We start from the raw sequence: 21,368 nt of genomic DNA, 5'->3' as shown, positions 1-21,368 counted from the left end.
TCCACAATTTGTATAAAATCAAGTTTTGTTGTGAAAAATTCTAGGTTTTATTCAAATTTTGGTATTCTTTTGGTGAACATGATTTCAATGATGAGAATACTTTCAGGAAGTAATGGATATCATTGAAACCGCAAAGAGGAGCAATTTCCGATATTTTATAGGTAGTGTCAGTAAGCAGTTTACAAGCCTTTTCTATACGCATTTCTTTTACATAGCTGGTAAATTTACTGCCTGTTGTCTGGAAAAAGAGGGTGCCAAGGTAGGAGGGATTCATATTCATGGAATCCGAAATTATTGAGAGACTGATTCCTTCATCAAGATGTAAATGGACATAGCGAATTATAGAATCTATGATGTTATTACCTGTCAATTTATTGTTGCTGATCCAGAGCAGTTCAATCTGATCACAAAGGGAATTGACTTTATCCAGCAGCAATGTCTGAGAAGTCGCTATAGAGAAGAAATGGTAGGAAATCCCTAGATCCTCCAAAGAAAAAAGATCCCCGGCCTGGCTTTTATGCATTTCATTCTGAATTATCAGAATGGCAGAAAATATACTTTCTTTTGAATACTGAAGGTTTTTTTCTTTAGAAATTAGAGCGCATAGATACTCTCTTAAACCAGCGATATCCATTTGCATGATGTAATCTTCAATTTCTTTATCAATATCTGGTTTTTTTTCTTTTATCAGAGCTTCCCAGGCACTCTGATAAGATTCAACAAGGCTGAATATCTGTTTTACGGGTTCGCCGATAAATAATAATTCATTATTGGCCCTGTTTTCTGGAATCAGATTCACCAATGATTCTTTTGTTTCTGCAACTAGAACCAGTTTTTGCTCTATATCAAAGAAGTGATATAGAAGAGGGTTCTGTTCTATTTTTTCTATTCTGTTTTTTATAATTTCGTCAGAAGCGAGAAGTCCGATAAAATATGACTCCCAGTTCATGAGGTTTTGTATCTGAAGAAAATCCAATTTGTTTCGTAATTCATTCTCAGTTATCTGATGCCCGAGTATCCTTTGAAACAGGGTGTTCTTAAGAGCTTCCATACCTTCAATGAATATCTGATTTGAAATATCATTTTTAATTCTTGTATTAACTGTCTCTATATTGGCTTTCAATTCCTGAACATTGACAGGTTTCATAAGATAGCTGACAACGTTTAGTGTTATTGCTTTTTTCAAATATTCGTAATCATCATATCCGCTTAAAATCAGAATCTGACTTGGTATTGATTCCCTGCGGATTTTTTCAATCAGTTCTACACCATTCATTCCCGGCATTTTTATATCAGTGATAACCAGTTCAACCGGATTTTCTTTCAGATAATCAAGCGCCGAAAAGCCATCCTTAAAGGTATGGCTGATTTCAAATCCATATTCTTTCCAGGGTATTATCACAGAGAGTCCCTGGCAGACCAGAGGATCATCATCCACAATTATAACTCTATTCATTGTTTTATATCCTTCCGGGCATCTCTTTTAGGAATGCTTAGAAATATTGTGGTTCCTTTATGAGAGCTGATAATAGATGTGATTCCTATCTCAGAATTTCCATAATATTTGGTTACTCTGTTGTGTAGATTCATCAATCCTATATGACTTTCATCGGCCTCTTTTTTTTCTTGCAATGAGTGAAGAATTAGATCTAATTTCTCCTTGTCGATACCATCTCCATTATCTTCTATTTTGAACATCAGAATATTCTTCTGATCAGAAACAGAGAGTCTGAATTTTCCTTTTTTTTCCAGATTACCCAGACCATGATATATGGCATTTTCCAAAAGTGGTTGGAAAATCATTTTTAGAACAGGAGTAGACTGCAGCTGTATGGGAATATCTATGTCCAGAGATAGTTTGTATTTAAATCTGAAAGATTGCAGGTCTATATACCTTGAAAGAAAATGTAATTCCTCTCCCAGACTAACCTCTGCCTTTTCTTTTAAGGACCAACGGAAAATATCACCAAGAATCTGTACCATCTCTGAGGTTTCCTGATCCTTATTAATCAGGGCTTTCATCTGTATAGATTGTAAGGTGTTGTACATGAAGTGGGGATTAAACTGCTGCTTAAGAAGTTTCAGCTGAGAAGTCTGAGTCAGTAATTCTGCCTTATATACCCTGTTTATATAATCATCCAGAGTTGTACACATCTTATTGAAAGCTTCTTCGATAAGCGAAAACTCATCAATATGGGATATTTTGATCTGTGAATTAAAATCTCCATGTTTGATATTTTCCATGGAATGAAGCAGTGGTTTAAGCCGTCTTCTCATGAGATGAGAAAGATAAAATACAGTGAGAAGCAGTACTGAACTTATTAGAGTCATTATGAGCAAAATCAGAATCCTATTCTTTTTATATAAATCCTGAATTTTATTATCATCTGAAATTTGAACTAGAATAAGATCATTCCATGATAGATTGATTTTTCTTAACTGATACAATGGCTGTGTAAAAAAATCCTCATTAAAGGTCTCTCCCTGCAAAATGGTCTCTGTATCAAAGAGTATTACATTTGTTTTTTTATCCATGATAAGAAACCTGCCTGGGAAATCCTGATCAATATCTATCGCTTTTGATAGGAATATTTCCGGGTTGAAATTAATCAGCATGGAGCCTGTTGGTTTCTCTGGGGTGTAGTATCTGTTGTCAAATATATTCAAACCAATGGTAATCACAGGATAAGATACTTTTTCTGTTCGAGAGAAAATATATTCAGGGAAGTGTGGGGGAAGGATAATTTTGCGATTCTCCATTGATTGGAGATCTTTAAGGAGCATGCTGCTGAAAAAATCATAATCCAGCTTTATATCTCTACCATTTAGAAGTGTCATGGAATAGCTTTTAGTTTGAGAATAATCGACCATAATTATCTCAGATATATAGGGGTACATTCTATTGATGAGAAATAATTTATCTGTAATCAGGCTGTCTCGTTGTTCCTGGGAAATCGATTGGAAGTAATCACTACTCAGCTTTTCCAGAGTAAATCCCATAAAATCTTCTAAATAAATATTTAGAAAGATCTTGTTAATCTGTACCAGAACCTCATTAATTTCTTCCGTATATTTCCTTGTTATAAAAGACTCATATTTTTTTTCTACTGTTATCAGTTCATTAAATACAGACCTTGTTGCCAGATTGATTCCCAGCGCTAATCCAACAACAGAGATTAAGGAGAGGCTCAGTATTATTCTTGTAAGAAAGGAGTTTTTGATTTTTGAATAGTGTTTTACAAGGATAATTTACTCCTCAAGGTCAATCTCAATATAAATTGTAACATAGCATTATTAGTATAACCTGAAAATGGTGATTTCATGAGAGGCTAAATAATCGCAATGTCAATGAGAAAAGAAATTAAAATTTGGCAGAATAAGAATCTTGATATAATATGTGTTAACGTACACGCAAATAGTATAAATAGAGAGATTAAATATGGGAAATAAAAAATATTCAATTCTAATAATTGATGATGATGAAGAAATGTGCCTGTCCCTCAGTGAGATATTATCAAAAGAAGGATACAGTTGCCGATTTACCATAGTCCCCTCGGAAGTGGAAATTCTGATAAGAGAAGCTGATCCGGATCTGATTATTTCAGATATCAGAATGCCCGAAATCGGTGGGATTGATCTGCTAAAAAGTATTAAAAAAAATAATCCAGCTATTGATGTCATTATGATTACGGGATATCCCACTATAGAAAATGCGATAATGGCAATGAAATATGGAGCTTTAAATTTCTATGTAAAACCTCTTCCCCTTCTTCAACTAAAGAGTGAAGTGAGTCATCTCTATAAGATTCGGTCAAAGAAGAATAGTATCGCAAATAAAACAGGAGAAGAGATCATCACTCATAATGAGATGATGAAGAAGACTTTAAATACTGCCATTAAAGCATCTCCTACACTGGCACCTATCCTGATTACCGGTGAAAGTGGAACGGGTAAAGAGATGATTGCAGATTTAATACATCAGAAGAGTGCTCGCAGCAATATGCCTTTGATAAAAATTAATTGTGCAGCCATACCGGAAACTCTTCTTGAAAGTGAATTGCTGGGTCATGAGAAAGGGGCTTTTACCAATGCTATAGAACGGAAAAAAGGTAAGTTCGAGCTCTCCGATGGCGGCTCGATTTTTCTCGATGAAATTGGAGATATGAGTCTGAAAACACAGGCTAAAATATTAAGAGTTCTCCAGGAAAAGGAATTTGAAAGGGTCGGGGGGACAGAAACCATTCATGTGGACATCCGTGTTATTGCTGCTACGAATAAAAACCTGAGAGAATTGATTTCTAAGGGGTGTTTCAGAGAGGATCTCTACTACCGGTTGTCAGTAATTGCAATAGAGCTTCCACCTCTGAGGTCTCGAGAGGGCGATGTTCCAATTCTGCTGGATCATTTTCTGGAACTCTTCAATACTCTATATAACAAAAATATATCCGGATTTTCTCGAGAAGCGGAGAATGTGCTTGGAAAACACAACTGGCCTGGAAATATCAGAGAACTGCGAAACTGTGTAGAGAGAGCAGTTATCTTTTGTGATGGAGAAAGTATTAGTGAAGAAGAACTTCCTTCTCAGTATCTTGAATACACTAATTTCGCTATAGAGGAAGATATTGAATCAATCCTGGACAATCATAATCGGGAAGCTATATTTAAAGCTCTTCAGGAAAGTCATGGAGTGAAGCAGAAAGCTGCGGATGCCCTCAATATAAATAGAAGAACTCTCTACAACAGAATGAAAAAGCTTGGATTAAAATGAACCATCTTGAACCATTGATCTCATTAAAGAATGTCCATGTGACTTATGAATCTTTCAAGGCACTCAATGGAATTGATTTTGATCTCAACAGTGGTGAAATACACGGTCTCGTAGGGGAGCATCGGGCCGGTAAATCGACTTTGGTAAAGCTTCTCAGTGGTGCGGTAATCAAGGAGAGTGGTCACTTTCTCTATAAAGGTCAAGAGGTTGAATCCTTTTAACCGAGATCAGCCATGCAGAATGGTATAGGGATTATTTATCAGGATTTGAATATCATACCTTCAATAAATGCCGTTGAAAATATCTTCACAGGGCAGAGAATTGTTTCATCTCTCGGTTTCTTAAAGTCAAAGGAGATGAAAAGAAGAGCTGCTTCTCTCCTTGAATCGCTCAATATGGAAATAAATATGGAAATACCTCTTTCCTCTTTGACAAGGCAGGAACAGCAGATGGTTGAAATAGCTAAAGCTCTATCGCTGAACCCGGAAATCCTGATTTTTGATGAGATTTCAAGTCGACTCACTCCGACAGAGATGGAAAAAATCTACAAACTCCTATTTGAATTTAAAAATAAAGGAAAAAGCATTATCTATATCTCCCACAACATGGATGAAATTTTCCGATTTGCCGACCGCGTTACCATTCTTCAGGACGGTCGTAGAATAGGGACCGAGGAAGTTAAAGATCTCGATAAGATTAAACTGATGAAACTCACCTACTCCTTTGTTCTGAGTCGGGAAGAGTTGGAAAAAGATAATATGGAACTGTATCTTCTCAAAAAATACAATGAAAATATAATTAAAAATATTCCTATAGGAGTCATGATTCTCGATAAGGATAAACAGATAACTCAGGTCAACTTATCCGCTCTGAAACTTTTCAGTCCTGGAGAGGAAGAGCTTACCGGAAAGATCCTCGGAACAGTGCTGGGCAATATACTGAAAGATCATGGAGCTGAAATATCGAAAGCAATCGAACTGATGACCGAAGGGGTCTGGGAGGATCTGCAATGGAGTGAAAACAGAATTGTTACCATCAAAGTTTTCCCCCTGCATGACAATTCCCTGGATTGTATCGGATCTATATTGCTTCTGGAAGATGTCTCACAGGAGCGTCATTTCAACGATTACCTGCTGAGATCTGAAAAAATCGCATCTGTCGCAGAATTAGCCGCTGGGGTAGCTCATGAGATTAATACGCCCTTAAGTGTCATCCACAACTATATTGACCTTCTAAAACCAAATTATATGGATTCTTATTCTTCCGATAAACTGGATAGGATTAAAAATCAGCTCTCAATGATCTCCGACATTATTGGGGGACTTCTCTCCTTTACCAAGATACAATCGTTACCTCCAAAACAACTCGACATAACTGAACTTGTAGATGATGTGGTTTTGCTAATTCAGCATAAAATCATCAGTAAAAACATTCATCTTAAATGGGAAAAAGGCGAACAGAATATCTATGTTTCGGGAGATGAAAATCGCCTGAAGCAGGTTTTAATAAATCTTCTGATTAATGGGATAGAAGCCGTCCTGGAGGGGGGACATATAGGGATCTTTATTGAGCAGAATGAAAATGAGTGGGTTGAAATTTCAATCAGAGATGATGGTTCTGGAATTCCACCTCATATTCTGAGTAAGATTTTTAATCCTTTTTTCAGTACAAAAGCCGGCAAGAAGAATACAGGGCTTGGTCTCTCAATCTGTCAGCACATTATCGAATCCCATAATGGTGTAATCACTTGTCAGAGTGATGAGGGAACCACAATGGGAATCAGGCTTCCCATTGTCGGGAATTAGCCTTCCCACTTTCCCTTATACTTTCGAAATTTCACATCAAAAATAGGGTAAAAACATCTCTAAGTTATTTCTATTGAGTTTTATGACTTGGCATAGGGATTGCTATTAGTAGAACTATACAACTTTTCAGGAGGTATTCTTTGAACTCAGATTTATCCATCCCTGTCATTGCTATGAAGGGAATCGGGAAAAAATTTGGAAAAGTACGTGTTTTAGAAAATATAGATTTTGAGATATTTCCCGGAGAAGTACATATTCTTGCCGGTGAAAATGGTGCCGGGAAAAGTACGTTAATGAAGATTCTGTCCGGAGTGTATACCAGTTATGAAGGGACCATCTCTATGGATGGTAAGGTCATTGCTCCGGCAACGCCCCTTGAAGCCAATCATATGGGGATCTCCGTAATTCATCAGGAGCTGTCTCTTATCCCCTCTATGAGTGTCAGAGATAATCTGTTTCTAGGACGGCCTGTGACCAGTTTGGGTTTTATCCGCGATAGAGAACAAAATAGAAAAGCACTGTCCGTTTTAAATGATGTTGGGCTCGATGTATCTGCTGATGCCTTTGTCGAGGACCTTTCAATTTCTATGCAGCAGCTGATTGAAATAGCAAAAGCCATCAGTATCAATGCAAAAGTTATTATTATGGATGAACCAAGCAGTTCTCTCAATTCTAAAGATGTGGAAATCCTCTTTTCACTCATTGAGAAATTAAAAGAGCAGGGTTGTGGAATTGTCTATATCAGCCACAGGATGGAGGAGATCGAGAGGTTGGCCAACAGGATTACTGTTCTCAGAGACGGTAAATTTGTTGGTACTTCTCCGGCGGAAAAACTCACTACTCCTAAATTGATCAACTGGATGGTCGGTCGTGAAATGACCAACTTGTTTCCAAGATATGAAATGAACCGGGGAAAAGAGAAACTTCGTATAGAAAATTTATCGGTTTCTGATAATGAGAAAACACTTGTCAAAGGTATAAATCTAACAGTCAATTCGGGTGAAATCCTGGGTATTGCTGGTTTACAAGGTTGCGGTGCCAGTGAGCTTCTAATGGGACTCTTTGGTGGTTACAACAAAAAAACAGCTGATCACATTTTCCTCAATGGTAATGAGATCAGCATTAACAAACCTTCTGACGCCATCAAAAGGAAAATTGCTCTTTTGACAAATGATCGGAAAGCAACGGGACTCGTACTACCTATGTCGATTATCGCCAATATCTGCATGTCGGGACTTGTGGAATTATCCAAGTGGGGCTGGAGAAATATTTTCGGAGAAATATCTGCCGCTGAGAAACAGGGTGAAGCTCTGCAGATTCATGCTTCGTCCTACGAAATGGAGGTCGGTATGCTTTCAGGGGGAAATCAGCAAAAAGCGGCTATTGCGAAATGGATGCAGATCTCACCTGAAGTCCTCCTGCTCGATGAGCCGACCAGAGGGATTGATATCGGAGCAAAACACGAAATCTATCAGCTTATGAATGAGTGGACCAAACAGGGGATCTCAATAGTGTTGATTACTTCGGAAATGCCTGAACTGCTGGCCATGAGTGATCGTGTGCTAGTTATGCACAGAGGTTCGATAACCGCTGAATTTACAAGAGAGGAAGCCGATGCAGAGAAGATTCTTGCAGCTGCAATGGGAAAGGAGACAATAAGAATATGACAGATAGTTTACAGACATTACCTCTGATAAAAAAAGGAGGATTTGTCCAGTTTTTATCCAGCTCCGCAGGTAGAGCAACTATTGCCTTTGTACTGGTTATACTGCTGGGACTGATTTTTAATGCCGACGGAGCATTCTTTAAATTGGGGATGCACAGAGACGCTCTGCGTCAGGCATCGGTATTCGGTATTCTGGCCGTAGGCATGACTGTAGTTATTATAACTGGTGGGATCGATCTTTCTGTAGGAAGTATACTCGCTGTATCGGCCGTATTATTTTCCATACTCACAATACATCTTGATTGGCCTTCCTGGATCTCCATTTTGGCCTGTATTGTCGTAGGAGCCGGGTTGGGAGCTATCTCGGGGGCTCTTATTGCAGTGGCCAAACTTCAGCCTTTTATTGCGACACTTGCCATGATGACCTTTGGACGGGGTGTTGCCAAATACATTACCGGAGGGCAAAAAATATCAACCTATCTGACCAATTCAGACGGGGAAGTGGTCATCAAAAAACTTCCAGGAATATTTAAGGTAATTGATTCGAGAATCATGGGGGGGAATCTTGCCGTTGTTTCAATCATATTTTTGTTTTGTCTCCTTGTCACTTGGCTGCTCCTTGCAAGGCATAAATGGGGAAGAGAGTTGTTTTCCATTGGTGGAAACGAAGAAGCCGCCAGGCTTTCAGGTGTCCCTGTCAAATGGACCAAATTCCTTGCCTATACTGTATCGGGAATTATGTGTGCCATAGCCGGAATCGCCCAGGCTGCCCAGGAAACTCAGGGAGACCCTGAAGCAGGCGGTGGATATGAGCTTACAGCCATTGCAATGGTTGTCATCGGGGGAACAAGTCTGGCCGGAGGCCGCGGGGGGATGGGGTTAACACTTCTCGGGGTTCTCACTATCGGTTATCTGGAAAAGATTCTCAGTATTAATGCAGTTCCCGAATCAGGACGTTTGCTGATTACCGGAGTCATTATTGTCCTTGCGGTATTAACACAGCGGAAAAACAGGAATTAAAGAATAATTTGTTCTCAAAAGGGATTTATCCCAAAAAAAATATCTAGGAGTAAGAAATGAGAAAATCAAGAATCGTTATCGTGTTTATGCTAATCAGCATAATGTTCTCTTCGGTACTTTTCGCCAATGGTCAGGCAGAAGAAAGTACAACAGCTGATAAGGTGTTCACCATCGGTATGAGCCAGTGTAACCTTGGAGAGCCATGGCGTGTTCAGATGAATGCCGATGTGAAATCAGAAGCAGACAAGTATGATAATATTAAAGTGATCTACAAAGATGCTCAGAATGACACTCTCAAACAGAGAGCTCATGTTGAGGAATTTGTAAGTGCTGAAGTTGATCTACTGATCATCAGTCCGAAAGAAGCACAGCCTTTAACTGACCCTGTATCAGCTGCTATGGCAGCGGGTATTCCTGTAATCGTTCTCGATAGAGCAGTAATCGGTGATGACTATACACAGTTCATCGGTGCCGACAACGTAATTATCGGTAAAGCTGCCGGAGAGTGGGTTGTAGAGACATTCGGTGGAAAAGGTGCAAAAGTTGTAGAACTTATGGGTCTTCAGACTTCTCCTCCCGGACAGGATCGACACAATGGTTTCAGAGAGGCTCTTAAAGGTTCTGATGTTGAAGTAATTTTTGAAGCCGATGTTAAATGGCTTGAGCCAAATGCTAGAAAAGAGATGGAGTCAGCTCTCTCCAGATTTGATGATATCGATCTTGTTTACGGACATAACGACCCGGCAACTCACGGTGCCTACCTTGCAGCAAAAGCAGCAGGAAGAGAAGGGGATATCCAGTTTATCGGAATCGATGCTCTTCCCCATGAAGGCGTTGCTTATGTTAAAGACGGAATTCTCAATGCAACATTTCAGTACCCTACGGGTGGTAATGTGGCTATTCAGCAGGCTCTTAAAATCCTTGCCGGAGAAACAGTAGAAAAAAATATCACACTCGGTTCAAGATTGTTCACAACGGATAATGTTGATGCAGGTGGAGTTGAACTTTAATAATTAAAAAAGGTCTCCTTCAGGAATGGAGGGGACTGATTTTTACCTAGTGCTAAGGCTTTTTCTACTAATGAAAAAATAATTCCATTTCAACACAGCCGATACTTAAATATGTTCTATCATCAAAACGATATTATCTAACTGGAAAAATTTAATATTCACCCTGATGTTTCTCAAAAAGGAAAATGAAATATATAAACGTCAGATAAATCTGCAAAATGCACAAGCAACTTTGAAACGCAGAGATAGACCCTTATTCTCCTTGATTTCTAAACTCTCCAAAAGAGCAATCAACTACCTGACTATTATTAATCCTTCAACACTTCTCGATTGGCAACGACTGTTCATCAAGTATTCTTGGACATATAAACATAAAACACCTGGAAACCCGTATCAAAAAAATCAAAAACATAATCCTGGAAATGAATATTGAGAATCAGCTTTGGGGCTGTCATAGAATAGCAGATGAGCTAAAGAAACTTGGAATCGATTTCATGACAATTGGCACTCTATTCGGTAAAAAATTTTATCTTCTTATTATACAAGAACTGAAAACCCGGAGGTTAATCCATTATGATTTGACTGAAAAGCCAAGTAGATAATTTGTAAAACAAAGAATTGAACTATTTTCAGAGGACTTTTCAGATAAGAAAACTCTAATTTACGATAATTCTTCTCAATTTACATCTATTGAATATGAATGTATGACATCAAGGGGTTAATAATTATTCATCAGCTCCCAATATGAATGCTTTTACAGAGAGAGTTATCGGAAGTATCAGATGGGAAGCAATGGATCATTTTCTATTGTTCTCAGAGAATCAGATTTGGAAAATCTAGACTACTACAATCATCTGAGGCCACAACAGGGAATAAACGCAAGTCCTAGTGGAAAACAGATCCCCGGCTTTGGAAATATCAAAAAGGTCCAGATATTAGGTGGGCTACACCATAATTACTTTCTGAATAGTGCCTGAAAATTGAAAAAGCCATAGGACTACAAGAAAATGATCCGTGCTTTCCGTCTGATACTGCTGTTTTATGGTTTTTTCTTCTCATATAATTGATTTTTATACTGGTATCTAAAGTTTTTGGGATCATTTACTCCTCCGAACTCATATTTCAGGTAATAAACCATTTATAAAATCAGTAAATTCTAACGCTAATATAGATGCCTTTATTATATGAGCTTAGTAGTTTATATAGAAAAATTACTACATAAGTGCTGAAATACGGCTCTATATAGCAATATGTGAACGACATAAGGATGATGATAAAGTTTTCAGGAAAGCTAATAGAACCTAGAACATATTTCAGTATCGGTAGTATAAAATATGGAATAATTTCTATTTAGTCGAAAAAGCCATAGTACGGGATATCGGAAGAGTTGAAAAAATTACATTCTGGAATCTTGTAATTCATAATTTATCACTCCGGATAAATACTTCTTGACAGAGTCATTCTTTCGATATAGCATATGTCGTGCACGTTACCGAAGAATGCGGTAACGTGAACGACACTTTTTATTCTTTTCGGTAACGTGCACGGACCGAATATAATATCATGGAGGGAATATGAAAAAATTACTTTGGATCATAACGATCGTATTAACTACCGCTGGATTTTCTTTTGCAGCTGGAGATCAGGAAGCTTCAGCTGAATCGCCAAAAATTATTATGAATACTTTTGACGATCTTTGGCCCGAATACATGGAAGAGGCACTGATAGCTGCCGGATTGGGAGGAACTGTGGAATTTAGCACTGTTCCTCAAAACCAATATGAAACAAACCTTAAGATTCAAATAGCCTCAGGAGAGGTGGGAGACCTTATCTGTATGGATGCGCCCACAATCGCTTACTACGCTGACATGGGTGCATTAGAATCGTTGGATGCCTATTGGAATAAGGATGACTTTAATGATCTCGTAGGGTCTGCTAAAGAAGCTGTGAGTTGGAACGGCAATATTTGGGCTGCTCCTCTAAATGAATCTAACTGTGTTTTATATTACAACAAGGAGATGTTTGAAAAAGCTGGAGTTTTAGCAGTCGAAGGAGTCGAAAACGCATGGACTCTGGATGATTTTCTAGACGCGGCAAAGAAGTTGACTGTGAAGAATGAAAAAGGTGAAACTGAAGTATATGGGATTATGCCACAGATGTTCAGTATTGACCAAAAAAACGAAGGTATGACTTATACCCAGATGCTGTGGACCTGGTGGTTCGGAGCTGACATAATCAGCCCCAACGGAAAAACTGTTGATGGTTATTTTAACAGTCCCGAAAGTAAATCGGCTCTGCAATTTTATGCTGATCTGTTCAATAAATATGAGGTAGCACCTTCTACATCAATGGTAAATTTCTTTGCCGGAGAAAAGGTTGCTATGTATATTAATGGTCCCTGGATGACTGGGGTCTGGAAGAACAACTATCCCGAGTTTAATGATAAATGGGGGGCAATGCCTCTACCCCGAGGTGCGGCTGCCGCAAGTAATTCAGGCAGCTGGAATATAGCAGTAACAGCTCAATCTGAGAACAAAGAGGCTGCTTTTGCTGTTCTTCAGGCCATTACTGGTAAAGAAGGCGCCGCCATCTATTGTAATGAAAGTGGTAATCTTCCTGCCAGAAAATCTGTACTGGATAAAACAGATATGAGCACTCCACCCTTCAATGTCATTCAGGAGCAGCTTATGATGACATCAAAAGCCAGACCGGTGACGCCTAATTACCCTGTCATCTCAGAAGCATATATGAATGCATTCAATGCCGTAGCCTATGGTCAGGATGTTGATTCAGCCTTTAAAGAAGCCGTACAGATCATGAATGATAGTTTGGCCGATAAATAAAAAAATAAAATAAAATGTGGGAGCCGAATAGAGTCTGTCTCTATTTGGCTCTGATGAACCAAGGAGTTTTTGGTGGGAAGTAACCAAATACTGAAAGAAAAGAATAGACGTAGTGAGACTATAGATGCCTTTGTTTTTATATTTCCTGCATTGCTCATTATTTCCATCTTTATTATATATCCCGGAATTAGACTTTTCTGGTACAGCTTGACTGATATTGAACTTATGGGACGGGGAGAGTTCATTGGCCTTAAAAATTTCATTAAAATTCTAAGCAGCTACAGCTTTCGGAAGTCCTTATCAGTCAGTGCTATTTTCATGGCTGCTGTCGTGGTTTTTCAAACGACCTTATCTTTGTTAGCTGCGGTACTTGTCAATGATGAAACACCGATCATCAAAATGTGCAGAGTTTTATACTTTTTACCCGTCGTTTTTTCATTCGTGGTTGTAGGTTACCTCTGGCGAGGGCTATATAATTCGGACTATGGCCTTATAAATGAAATAATCTCTGCAATTGGATTTAAAAAGCAGGGTTTCCTGGACAGTCCCGATCAAGCTTTGATGTCCTTGATAATTACATGTATCTGGAAAACATGGCCATTTTTTATGATGATTCTATTAGCAGGATTAAAAGAAATACCTCCCAGCCTTTATGAATCAGCCGAGATTGACGGTGCTGGAAAAATCAGACAATTTATTGCTTTGACACTTCCCATGATGAAACGATCTATTCTGTTCGTTCTTGTAATTACGACAATGGATTCAGTTGTCAAAGTATTTGTTCCTGTTTTTGTCATGACCAGCGGAGGTCCGATGGGATCGACAGATATGTTGGTCCATCATATCTGGAGGACGGCCTTCAGACTTGGGAAATTTGGAGAAGCTTCGGCAATGTCGGTGATTCTGTTCCTATTTGTCCTGATCATCAATTTGCTACAGCTGAAAATTGGAGAAAATGATGAAACAACATAAGAAAACACATCCCGTTGTCATTGCCATTCTGGCCCTTCTGATGCTCTCCGTTCTTCTTCCCATGATATGGGGGTTTTTCCTCTCTTTTCGCTCAAATGAAGAGATAGCTGGAATGTCCGGTCTGGATATTCATTCCATTATTCCGGAAGTTTTCACTTTTATCAACTATTTCAACTTTTTTGATCAGACTAATTTTCCAAGGGTTCTGGTGATAACTCTCTATGTCTGTTCGACTGTAACAGTGATCAGTCTTCTTATTAATACTATGGCTGCGTATGCTTTTGCAAAATTGTCATTTCCCGGTAAAGATTTAATATTCTCAATTATTCTGGCAACTCTGATACTGCCCATAGAACTTCTTATCATACCCTTGTATGGACAAATCTTAAAATTCGGTATGGTCAATAAGTTGAGTAGTTTAATCATTCCCTTTGTGGCAAGTGGCTTCGGAATCTTCTATATGAGGCAGTTTATCAAGGGGATACCGGTAGAACTAGAAGAAGCAGCTTATATGGACGGATGCAGTCGATTCGTTATTTTCTTTAGGATTGTTCTCCCCCTTTGCAGAACCGCACTGGTCACTCTGGGTGTTATCATTTTTCTTCAGCAATGGGATAGTTTTCTTGTACCTGTGACATTTATTAGCAGCAAAGAGAAAAGAGTTCTTCAGGTTATCTTGACGGATCTACATTCAGGAGTTTATTTCAATGATTATGGAATCCTTTATGCTGGAATTGTTATCGCCTCTGTGCCAATTCTTCTCCTTTTTGCTTTTATACAGAAATACTACATGGAGGGTATAGCGTCCTCAGGAATCAAAGGATAAGACATGAATCTAAACACAAGTAAGAAAAGAATCTTTTTTGATATGCACTTCCCCGAATGGGAGGGGCAGGGAATTGCCGAGGCTTTCTCTCCAGAACATATAGCTTCTGAGATGTCAAATGCGGGAGTTGATTCAGTGATTGCCTTTGCAAAGTGTCAGTACGGAAACTTCTACTATAATACTAGTGAGGGACACAAACATAAGGGACTGAAAACGCAAAATCTACTGCTTGAATTGACGGAGTCTTTAGCTGAACGAAATATTGCTACAATTGCCTATTACTCAGTGTCATGGGATGAAAGGGAGGCCGAAAAGCATCCAGACTGGTTAGTTGAAAATTTTCATGGTACACGAGGAAACCTTGAGTTCACACGTTGGAAAACTCTTTGTATTAACTCCCCATATAAAGACGTCGTAATGCGCCAATTGTCTGAAATAGCAGGCCAACCCGGACTGAAGGGCCTTTGGATTGATATGACAATTATTGGAAATGATTGCTGTTTCTGTCCTCATTGCCTTGAACAATACAAGAAAAAAACAGGACGTGATCTAAAGGGGGATTTCTTAAATGATATAATATCATTTAAGAAATTTCGTTATGATTATATCGAAAAATTCTATTCTGAAATTTACACTCTTATCCGGAGAGTTAATCCGGAATTAAAAATCACCAATAATTATTGGGGCTACCCTTATTCTTCATACAACATGGGAAGCCGTGCCATTGGAGCACTTACAGAGGCTGACTATGTTACAGGAGAAGCTTATACCGATTGGACAGGTATTTTGGCACCTGCCATTTTTACAAGATTTCTAAGGGGAGTTGCCAAAGACAGGCCTTTTGAAGCTCTTTTGGGGCGGTTTAACAACACATGGGATTACACAAGGAAACCAGCATTGCAATTGGCATTGGAATGTTTCAGTGTCTTTTCCCAGGGAGGAACCGTTACCATCGACGATGAACCCTATGCTGATGGATCCATCGATAATGAACTATATCGAAATGAATTGAAACAGATTTTCTCTCAGATGGATAAATTTGCACACTGTATTCAAGGTGAGAGAGAAAAGTTTGCTGCCATATATCACTCTCAGAAGAGTAAAGATCTTGAGAAAGATGAGAATGCCTTTATAAGAAAGATCTCGGGAAGTTTTAAACTACTGTACGATATGAATTTCCCAGTAGATTTCGTTTTTGATGAACTCATTGATAAAGCGGAAGATTTGTCTTCATATGCCTTGATCATTCTACCTGAAGTCCTTTTATTTAATGAGAATGAAAAAGAAATCTTCTTAGATTACACCCGCTCGGGAGGGCATATCCTCTCCTTCGGCAACTGCGGTTTTGATGAATCCTTCTGGAATGAAATGAAGATAAAGCAGATTAAAAAAACGGATGATGAAATATCATATTTTTCAATGCCATCCTTTCAGGCCGCCCCCCTCATGGTAAGAGGATTCTTTCAACCCTATGAGGCCTTATCACAGGATGTACGAACATCTGGTTCTATTCTGAGACCTATAAGGGGTAAAAAGCCCAATGATTTTTTCCATAATAATCTGCCTGCACCAGGGCAGGACAGCGGTTGGCCGGGACTCCTCACCAGAAATTATGGAAAAGGTGGATGCACTTTCCTGCCCCAGGCTCTGGCTTTTCACTATGCCAAACAACCACTGCGTCCTTACCGTGATCTTATACAGAATCATCTAAAGTCATTGGAACTGACACCACGCATCAGCATTATAGCTTCAAAAAGACCAGACTTCGTGATTTATGATCAGGGAGAAAATATATATATCCATATAATGGTTCCCGGCAGCGATCCTCAGGTTTGTTGTGGGTTGATGGATTCGATGGATGGGAATTTCGAGAGACCCTATGAATTGATGGAAGAAACCATGCCGGTTCTGAATATCCAGATTGACCTTAGTTCCCTGAATGGCCGTCTTGAAATTGAATCTCTGGTGGAAAATAATACAATCGAACTCAAACAGGAAGGGGCTTTCCATATAATGGTCATTGACAAAATCACACTTTGGGATATCATCAGGATTAAAGTAAAATAAGATGAAAGAAAGAATAACAACAAAAAAACTGGCTGCAATATGTAACGTCTCTTTAGGAACGGTGGATCGTGCTTTAAACAATCGCTATGGTATAAGCCCAAAAACCAGAGATTTAATATTACAGAAAGCCAAAGAATATGAATACACACCCAATCATATAGGAAGGAGCCTCCAGTCGGGGAAAACATCTGATATTGGTGTAATAGTTCATGATCTGGACAATCGGTTTTTTTCTCAGCTTGTTAATTCTATTCAGCAAGCCGCATGGGAGCGTGGATTTTACATACAACTAGCCGTAACCTTAAGAGATCCCCAACGAGAGAGGATAATTCTTGAGCATATGGTTGAACGAAATATGGATGGTATACTTCTTTTTCCCGCAGGGAAAGGTTCGGATCTGGATGATTATCTACAGTCTCTTGTACAACCAGTAATTTGTATGGGAAACAAAATCTCAGAGAATTGCAGATCTAGCCTTATTGGTTTGGATGACCGCAATATTCTATTCAGTACGGCTTCTACTCTGGCAGAAAATGGCTATGATAATTTCCTCTTTGTTGCGCCATTCATCGATGAATCCGAGGGCATGAATAATTATGAGACGGATGAACGATTCAAAGGTTTCAGTGAAGCCCTGATAGAAAAAGGCCTTCCCTGGCAATACTTGAAAAACTGGAATTATTTACAGGATATTGTGAGAATAATACAGGGAAATCAAAAGACAGCCGTTGTCTGTTCCAGTGATATTTACGCTTTGGAAGTATTGAAACATCTGAAAAATAAGGGAATCCATATTCCGGAAGATGTGGGAGTCATGGGATTTGATAACCTTGATATCTTGACTTATGTCGAACCGGCGCTGGCTACGATTCATTATCCAGTCAAGGAAATGGGTATGACTGCTGTAGAACTACTTCTGGACAGGATAAGCAATCCAGAACAAGCTGTTCAAAATATTTTTGTACCTGCAGAAATCCTGTGGAGAGAATCAATATAGGAAAAGGTTGGTGTACCGTAGTTTTATTTTATCGAGAGTTGGATTAAGTGTTGCTTCAGAAATGATGATGAAACTCTACAGTTTTTAGACGGCGACTTCATTTGTAGAGATTTACAAATGAAGTCGCCGATAATGAAAGTATGTTCAACTTTATTCAATATTTTTATTAGTATGGGTTTCCCTCAAATCTGTAGACACTTACTAGCAAAAAACTTAAGCATATAATTCTATCTGTCGATAAAATTGAATCGCCCTGAATTTGCAGGAAACTAAAATCTGTGAGAAGATTAAGGTATGGCAAAGATGAAAAGGTATTCAAAAGAAGTTCAAGAGAGAACAGTAAAACTAGTTTTTGAGCATGAAAATGAATATGACTCTCAATGGAAAGCAATCTTGTCGATCTCGGGAAAAATATTGCCGGGAAAAGCTTCCAATATCTGAACCGAGCTCATTCTGGGTTCTGCCTTTATTTTCACGGTCTGTCTTAAGATAAGCACCAGAAGAAAATGATTCCTTTACCTCATTAAACCAGTCAGTCTCAAATGGATCAATATATGAATCATTTTGTACTTCCAGCATCTCTCCATATTCGCTTCGAAGAGTGGATTAGCATTATCGATGATTCTCTATGAGTATATTCCGACTGATCTGTATATGATTCTAGAAGATCTGTAGACTTTTTCTTATCTTGTCAGAGCAATTATTCTTCTATACAAATTCTGATTGAAGTTGACTCAAGTACTTTCTTCTCCGGATAAGCTGAAATTTAGATGGCTGATTTTTCTATTTATTATTCTTACCATTTTCAGACTCTATTCTCTGGTGGAGATTTTTTTAATTATTATGGGAATCCAGATTCCTGAAATGATGGACAAAGTTGGGCATATGCCGCTCTCCATGACCCATCTGGACTGTTTCTATAGCATTGTCAAAGTCAGTATCAAAACAGAGTATGATTATTGATACTTTAATAACATTGTCCTATCGGGCTGTAATACTGGGATTCTAATCTGCCGTATCCGGCACCCACCCGAAGTTCTTGTGGTAGGATCATTCCGGATGTCTCCATTTCAAAAGGCTTCTGAGGAATCAGTACTACCAGTCCATAAAACCCAGATTTTCTTGATGGTTCATCTGGATTTGGAGTTTGTTCATTTCAGGGCTGATATTGATTTTCTGTTCTTCCATAATGAGTTCTGGGCTGAAGTTTCCCGGCTTTACTTGAAACCGCAGGGACATCTATAATAGGCATTGAATTACATCAATATGGAATAGGACTTGAAAATAGCTGTCACAGAGACCAGCCTCATCCATGCCACTCTTCCAAACGTCAATAAACAGTACGCATTTATCATAGTTGCTAAGAGGGGTAGATTAATGAACCATTCAGATATTAGGGCTGCTCTCAAAAAGCACTATGGATTCGATGATTTTAGAACAGGCCAGGAAGAAGTGATCTCCCGGATAGTGGAGGGTCATTCTACGGCAGCAATATTTCCCACGGGAGCCGGGAAATCTCTTTGCTATCAGCTCCCTGCTCTTATGCTTCCTCATCTGACTTTGGTGGTCTCTCCTCTGCTTTCCCTCATGCAGGATCAGCTGGATTTTCTCCTCACTCACAATATTCCCGCGGCTCGTCTGGACTCCTCTTTAAGGGGAGAAGAGTATAATTCCATACTCACTCAGGCTGTAAAGGGGGATCTTAAAATCCTGATGATTTCTGTGGAACGCTTTAAAAATGAGAGGTTTAGAAACAGGCTTCAACAGATGAAGATATCCTTATTGGTCATCGATGAGGCTCACTGTATCTCAGAGTGGGGGCATAATTTCCGCCCTGAATATCTTCGGCTGCCGGATTATCAACAGGAGTTTTCCATTGAGAAAGTACTCCTTCTTACAGCTACGGCCACCGAAAAGGTGAGGGCAGACATGTGCCGTAAATTTCTGATTGCCCCTGAAAACCTTATCTACACCGGGTTTTACAGGAAAAATCTTACATTGAAGCTGAGTCCGGTGGAAGAACGGGATAAAAAGAAAAAACTCTTATCAGATATCAGCTCCTCCCCGGATGATCCCACAATTGTTTATGTGACCCTACAGAAAACAGCCGAAGAAACGGCTGCCTTCCTCTTGGCACAGGGGATCGATGCCGCTCCCTATCATGCGGGTATGAAGAATGAGGAACGGGAGGCCATTCAGGCAAGATTTATGGAGGGATCTCTTTCCTGTGTGACCGCTACCATTGCCTTTGGTATGGGCATTGATAAAAGTGATATTCGCCGGGTTATTCATTACGACCTACCTAAATCAATAGAAAACTATAGCCAGGAGATCGGCCGGGCCGGCCGGGATGGTAAAGAATCATTGTGTGAGGTCTATGGGAATACTGACAAGCTCCCGGTTCTTGAGAACTTTATCTATGGAGACAGCCCGGACAGGGAGGGAATCTTCCAAGTGCTGGAGATGATTAAAGAGAGCCCCGGGGTCTGGGAGACTAAACTGCCAACCCTGAGCCGGGATGTGAACATCCGTCTACTCCCTTTGAAGACTTTATTAGTCTATCTCACCATGAAGAAAATCCTGGAGTCTATGTATACCTACTTTGAGGAGTACAGTTTCAAATATCTCAATCCTCCGGAGGAGATACTCTCCCAGTTCATTGATGAGAGGAAGTCTTTTGTTCAAAGCATACTGGAGAACTGCCACTCTAAAAAAGTCTGGACTTCTGTGGATATGGAGAGCATTGAACGCAGTTTCCCGGATCAGCGGAAAAGGGTTCTCACGGCACTGGACTATTTTGCAGAGAAGCAATGGATAGAGCTCCAGGCCAAACAGGCTGTGGATGCCTATAGGGTTCTGAATCATACCTTCCTTACAGATGATCTTGCTGATGAACTGTACCAGCTGTTTCAGGAGAAGGAAAAGTCAGAAATTCAGAGAATTCACAGAATGATACAATTCTTTGAGAGTGAGAACTGTCTTAGTCGGGAGCTTGCATCCTATTTTGGGGAGGAACTGGCTTTTGAAAACTGCGGGCATTGTTCTGTCTGCCTGGATGGACCTGTCATTTTGCCGGGGAGGGGGGACTCCAAAGACTTCTCTGATAATGATATTTCCACTTATCTCACAGAAATCAGGCCCCTCCTGGGCCCCTTGGCCAGCTCTGTTAATCTGACCCGTTTTCTCTGCGGTATCAGCACACTCTTGATGTTGGCAGTAAAGGCCAGGAAATTGAAGGGATTCGGAGCTCTGGAAACTTACCCCTTTAATGATTTACTTCAGAGAATAGAACAGATTCAGTCTTCTGATTTCTGACATTAAAAAACAGTAGGATAGGACCACAAGTAGAGCTCCTGTTGTGACAATTAATTATGCAAAAAGTAAATCTGGACTA

At 39.4% G+C, this 21,368-nt stretch carries 16 protein-coding genes and 1 pseudogene; 14 read left to right on the top strand and 3 right to left on the bottom strand.

Annotated features, from left to right (window positions below; translation table 11 throughout):
- Positions 1–40: 40 nt before the first annotated feature.
- Together DV872_RS13050 and DV872_RS13045 are read right to left on the bottom strand one after the other, a co-directional pair.
- Positions 41–1,456: a response regulator gene (locus tag DV872_RS13050; protein ID WP_114630387.1), complete on the bottom strand. Its 1,416-nt coding sequence runs from the start codon at positions 1,454–1,456 to the stop codon at positions 41–43.
- Positions 1,453–3,000, bottom strand: a complete 1,548-nt coding sequence (locus DV872_RS13045; protein ID WP_114630386.1) for a sensor histidine kinase — start codon at positions 2,998–3,000, stop codon at positions 1,453–1,455. The genes DV872_RS13050 and DV872_RS13045 overlap by 4 nt, the downstream gene beginning before the upstream one ends.
- 439 nt (positions 3,001–3,439) lie before the next feature.
- On the opposite strand from DV872_RS13045, the gene DV872_RS13035 reads away from it, so the two are divergent.
- The 6 genes and pseudogenes from DV872_RS13035 to DV872_RS13010 all read left to right on the top strand — a co-directional run bounded on the left by DV872_RS13035 (position 3,440) and on the right by DV872_RS13010 (position 10,269).
- A complete protein-coding gene (locus DV872_RS13035) occupies positions 3,440–4,768 on the top strand; it encodes a sigma-54 dependent transcriptional regulator (protein ID WP_114630384.1) in 1,329 nt (442 codons plus the stop codon).
- Positions 4,765–5,262: pseudogene (locus DV872_RS26970) on the top strand (ATP-binding cassette domain-containing protein); the annotation flags it as partial. The gene DV872_RS13035 and the pseudogene DV872_RS26970, both read left to right, overlap by 4 nt.
- Positions 5,263–5,301: 39 nt before the next feature.
- A complete protein-coding gene (locus tag DV872_RS26965) occupies positions 5,302–6,573 on the top strand; it encodes an ATP-binding protein (RefSeq protein ID WP_370446657.1) in 1,272 nt (423 codons plus the stop codon).
- A gap of 140 nt (positions 6,574–6,713) precedes the next feature.
- The gene (locus DV872_RS13020) at positions 6,714–8,240 is read left to right on the top strand and encodes a sugar ABC transporter ATP-binding protein (protein ID WP_114630381.1); all 1,527 of its coding nucleotides are present in this window, start codon (positions 6,714–6,716) and stop codon (positions 8,238–8,240) included.
- Positions 8,237–9,259 carry an ABC transporter permease gene (locus DV872_RS13015; protein WP_114630380.1) on the top strand — a complete coding sequence of 341 codons (1,023 nt, stop codon included), beginning with the start codon at positions 8,237–8,239 and terminating at the stop codon, positions 9,257–9,259. The genes DV872_RS13020 and DV872_RS13015 overlap by 4 nt, the downstream gene beginning before the upstream one ends.
- Positions 9,260–9,315: 56 nt before the next feature.
- Positions 9,316–10,269 (top strand): substrate-binding domain-containing protein, encoded by a 954-nt coding sequence (locus DV872_RS13010; RefSeq protein WP_114630379.1) that lies wholly within the window; start codon positions 9,316–9,318, stop codon positions 10,267–10,269.
- A gap of 918 nt (positions 10,270–11,187) precedes the next feature.
- Here DV872_RS13010 and DV872_RS12995 read toward each other — a convergent pair.
- The gene (locus DV872_RS12995) at positions 11,188–11,370 is read right to left on the bottom strand and encodes a hypothetical protein (RefSeq protein WP_114630376.1); all 183 of its coding nucleotides are present in this window, start codon (positions 11,368–11,370) and stop codon (positions 11,188–11,190) included.
- 473 nt (positions 11,371–11,843) lie between these two features.
- Here DV872_RS12995 and DV872_RS12990 point away from each other — a divergent pair, with 473 nt between their 5' ends.
- The 8 genes from DV872_RS12990 (at position 11,844) to DV872_RS12950 (ending at position 21,289) form a co-directional block, all read left to right on the top strand.
- Entirely contained in the window at positions 11,844–13,112 is a 1,269-nt protein-coding gene (locus DV872_RS12990) for an extracellular solute-binding protein (RefSeq protein WP_114630375.1), read from the top strand.
- A 225-nt stretch (positions 13,113–13,337) separates the two neighbouring features.
- Positions 13,338–14,084, top strand: coding sequence for a carbohydrate ABC transporter permease (locus DV872_RS12985; RefSeq protein ID WP_147283167.1), 747 nt, complete (start codon positions 13,338–13,340; stop codon positions 14,082–14,084).
- Positions 14,071–14,910: a carbohydrate ABC transporter permease gene (locus DV872_RS12980; protein WP_158546963.1), complete on the top strand. Its 840-nt coding sequence runs from the start codon at positions 14,071–14,073 to the stop codon at positions 14,908–14,910. Before DV872_RS12985 ends, DV872_RS12980 begins: the two co-directional genes overlap by 14 nt.
- Before the next feature lie 3 nt (positions 14,911–14,913).
- Positions 14,914–16,977: an alpha-amylase family protein gene (locus tag DV872_RS12975; RefSeq protein ID WP_114630372.1), complete on the top strand. Its 2,064-nt coding sequence runs from the start codon at positions 14,914–14,916 to the stop codon at positions 16,975–16,977.
- Between the two features lies 1 nt (position 16,978).
- The gene (locus tag DV872_RS12970) at positions 16,979–17,974 is read left to right on the top strand and encodes a LacI family DNA-binding transcriptional regulator (RefSeq protein WP_114630371.1); all 996 of its coding nucleotides are present in this window, start codon (positions 16,979–16,981) and stop codon (positions 17,972–17,974) included.
- 294 nt (positions 17,975–18,268) lie between these two features.
- On the top strand, positions 18,269–18,415 hold the full coding sequence (locus DV872_RS26575; protein ID WP_158546962.1) for a hypothetical protein: 147 nt from the start codon (positions 18,269–18,271) through the stop codon (positions 18,413–18,415).
- A 282-nt stretch (positions 18,416–18,697) separates the two neighbouring features.
- Positions 18,698–18,937 carry a hypothetical protein gene (locus DV872_RS12960; RefSeq protein WP_147283166.1) on the top strand — a complete coding sequence of 80 codons (240 nt, stop codon included), beginning with the start codon at positions 18,698–18,700 and terminating at the stop codon, positions 18,935–18,937.
- 414 nt (positions 18,938–19,351) lie between these two features.
- Entirely contained in the window at positions 19,352–21,289 is a 1,938-nt protein-coding gene (locus DV872_RS12950) for an ATP-dependent DNA helicase RecQ (RefSeq protein ID WP_114630367.1), read from the top strand.
- Positions 21,290–21,368 lie beyond the last annotated feature (79 nt).

It is taken from the genome of Oceanispirochaeta sp. M1 (assembly GCF_003346715.1).
Lineage (GTDB): Bacteria > Spirochaetota > Spirochaetia > DSM-2461 > DSM-2461 > Oceanispirochaeta.
The sequence above is the reverse complement of the archived record's forward strand: the minus strand, read 5'-3'. Positions and strand labels throughout refer to the sequence as shown.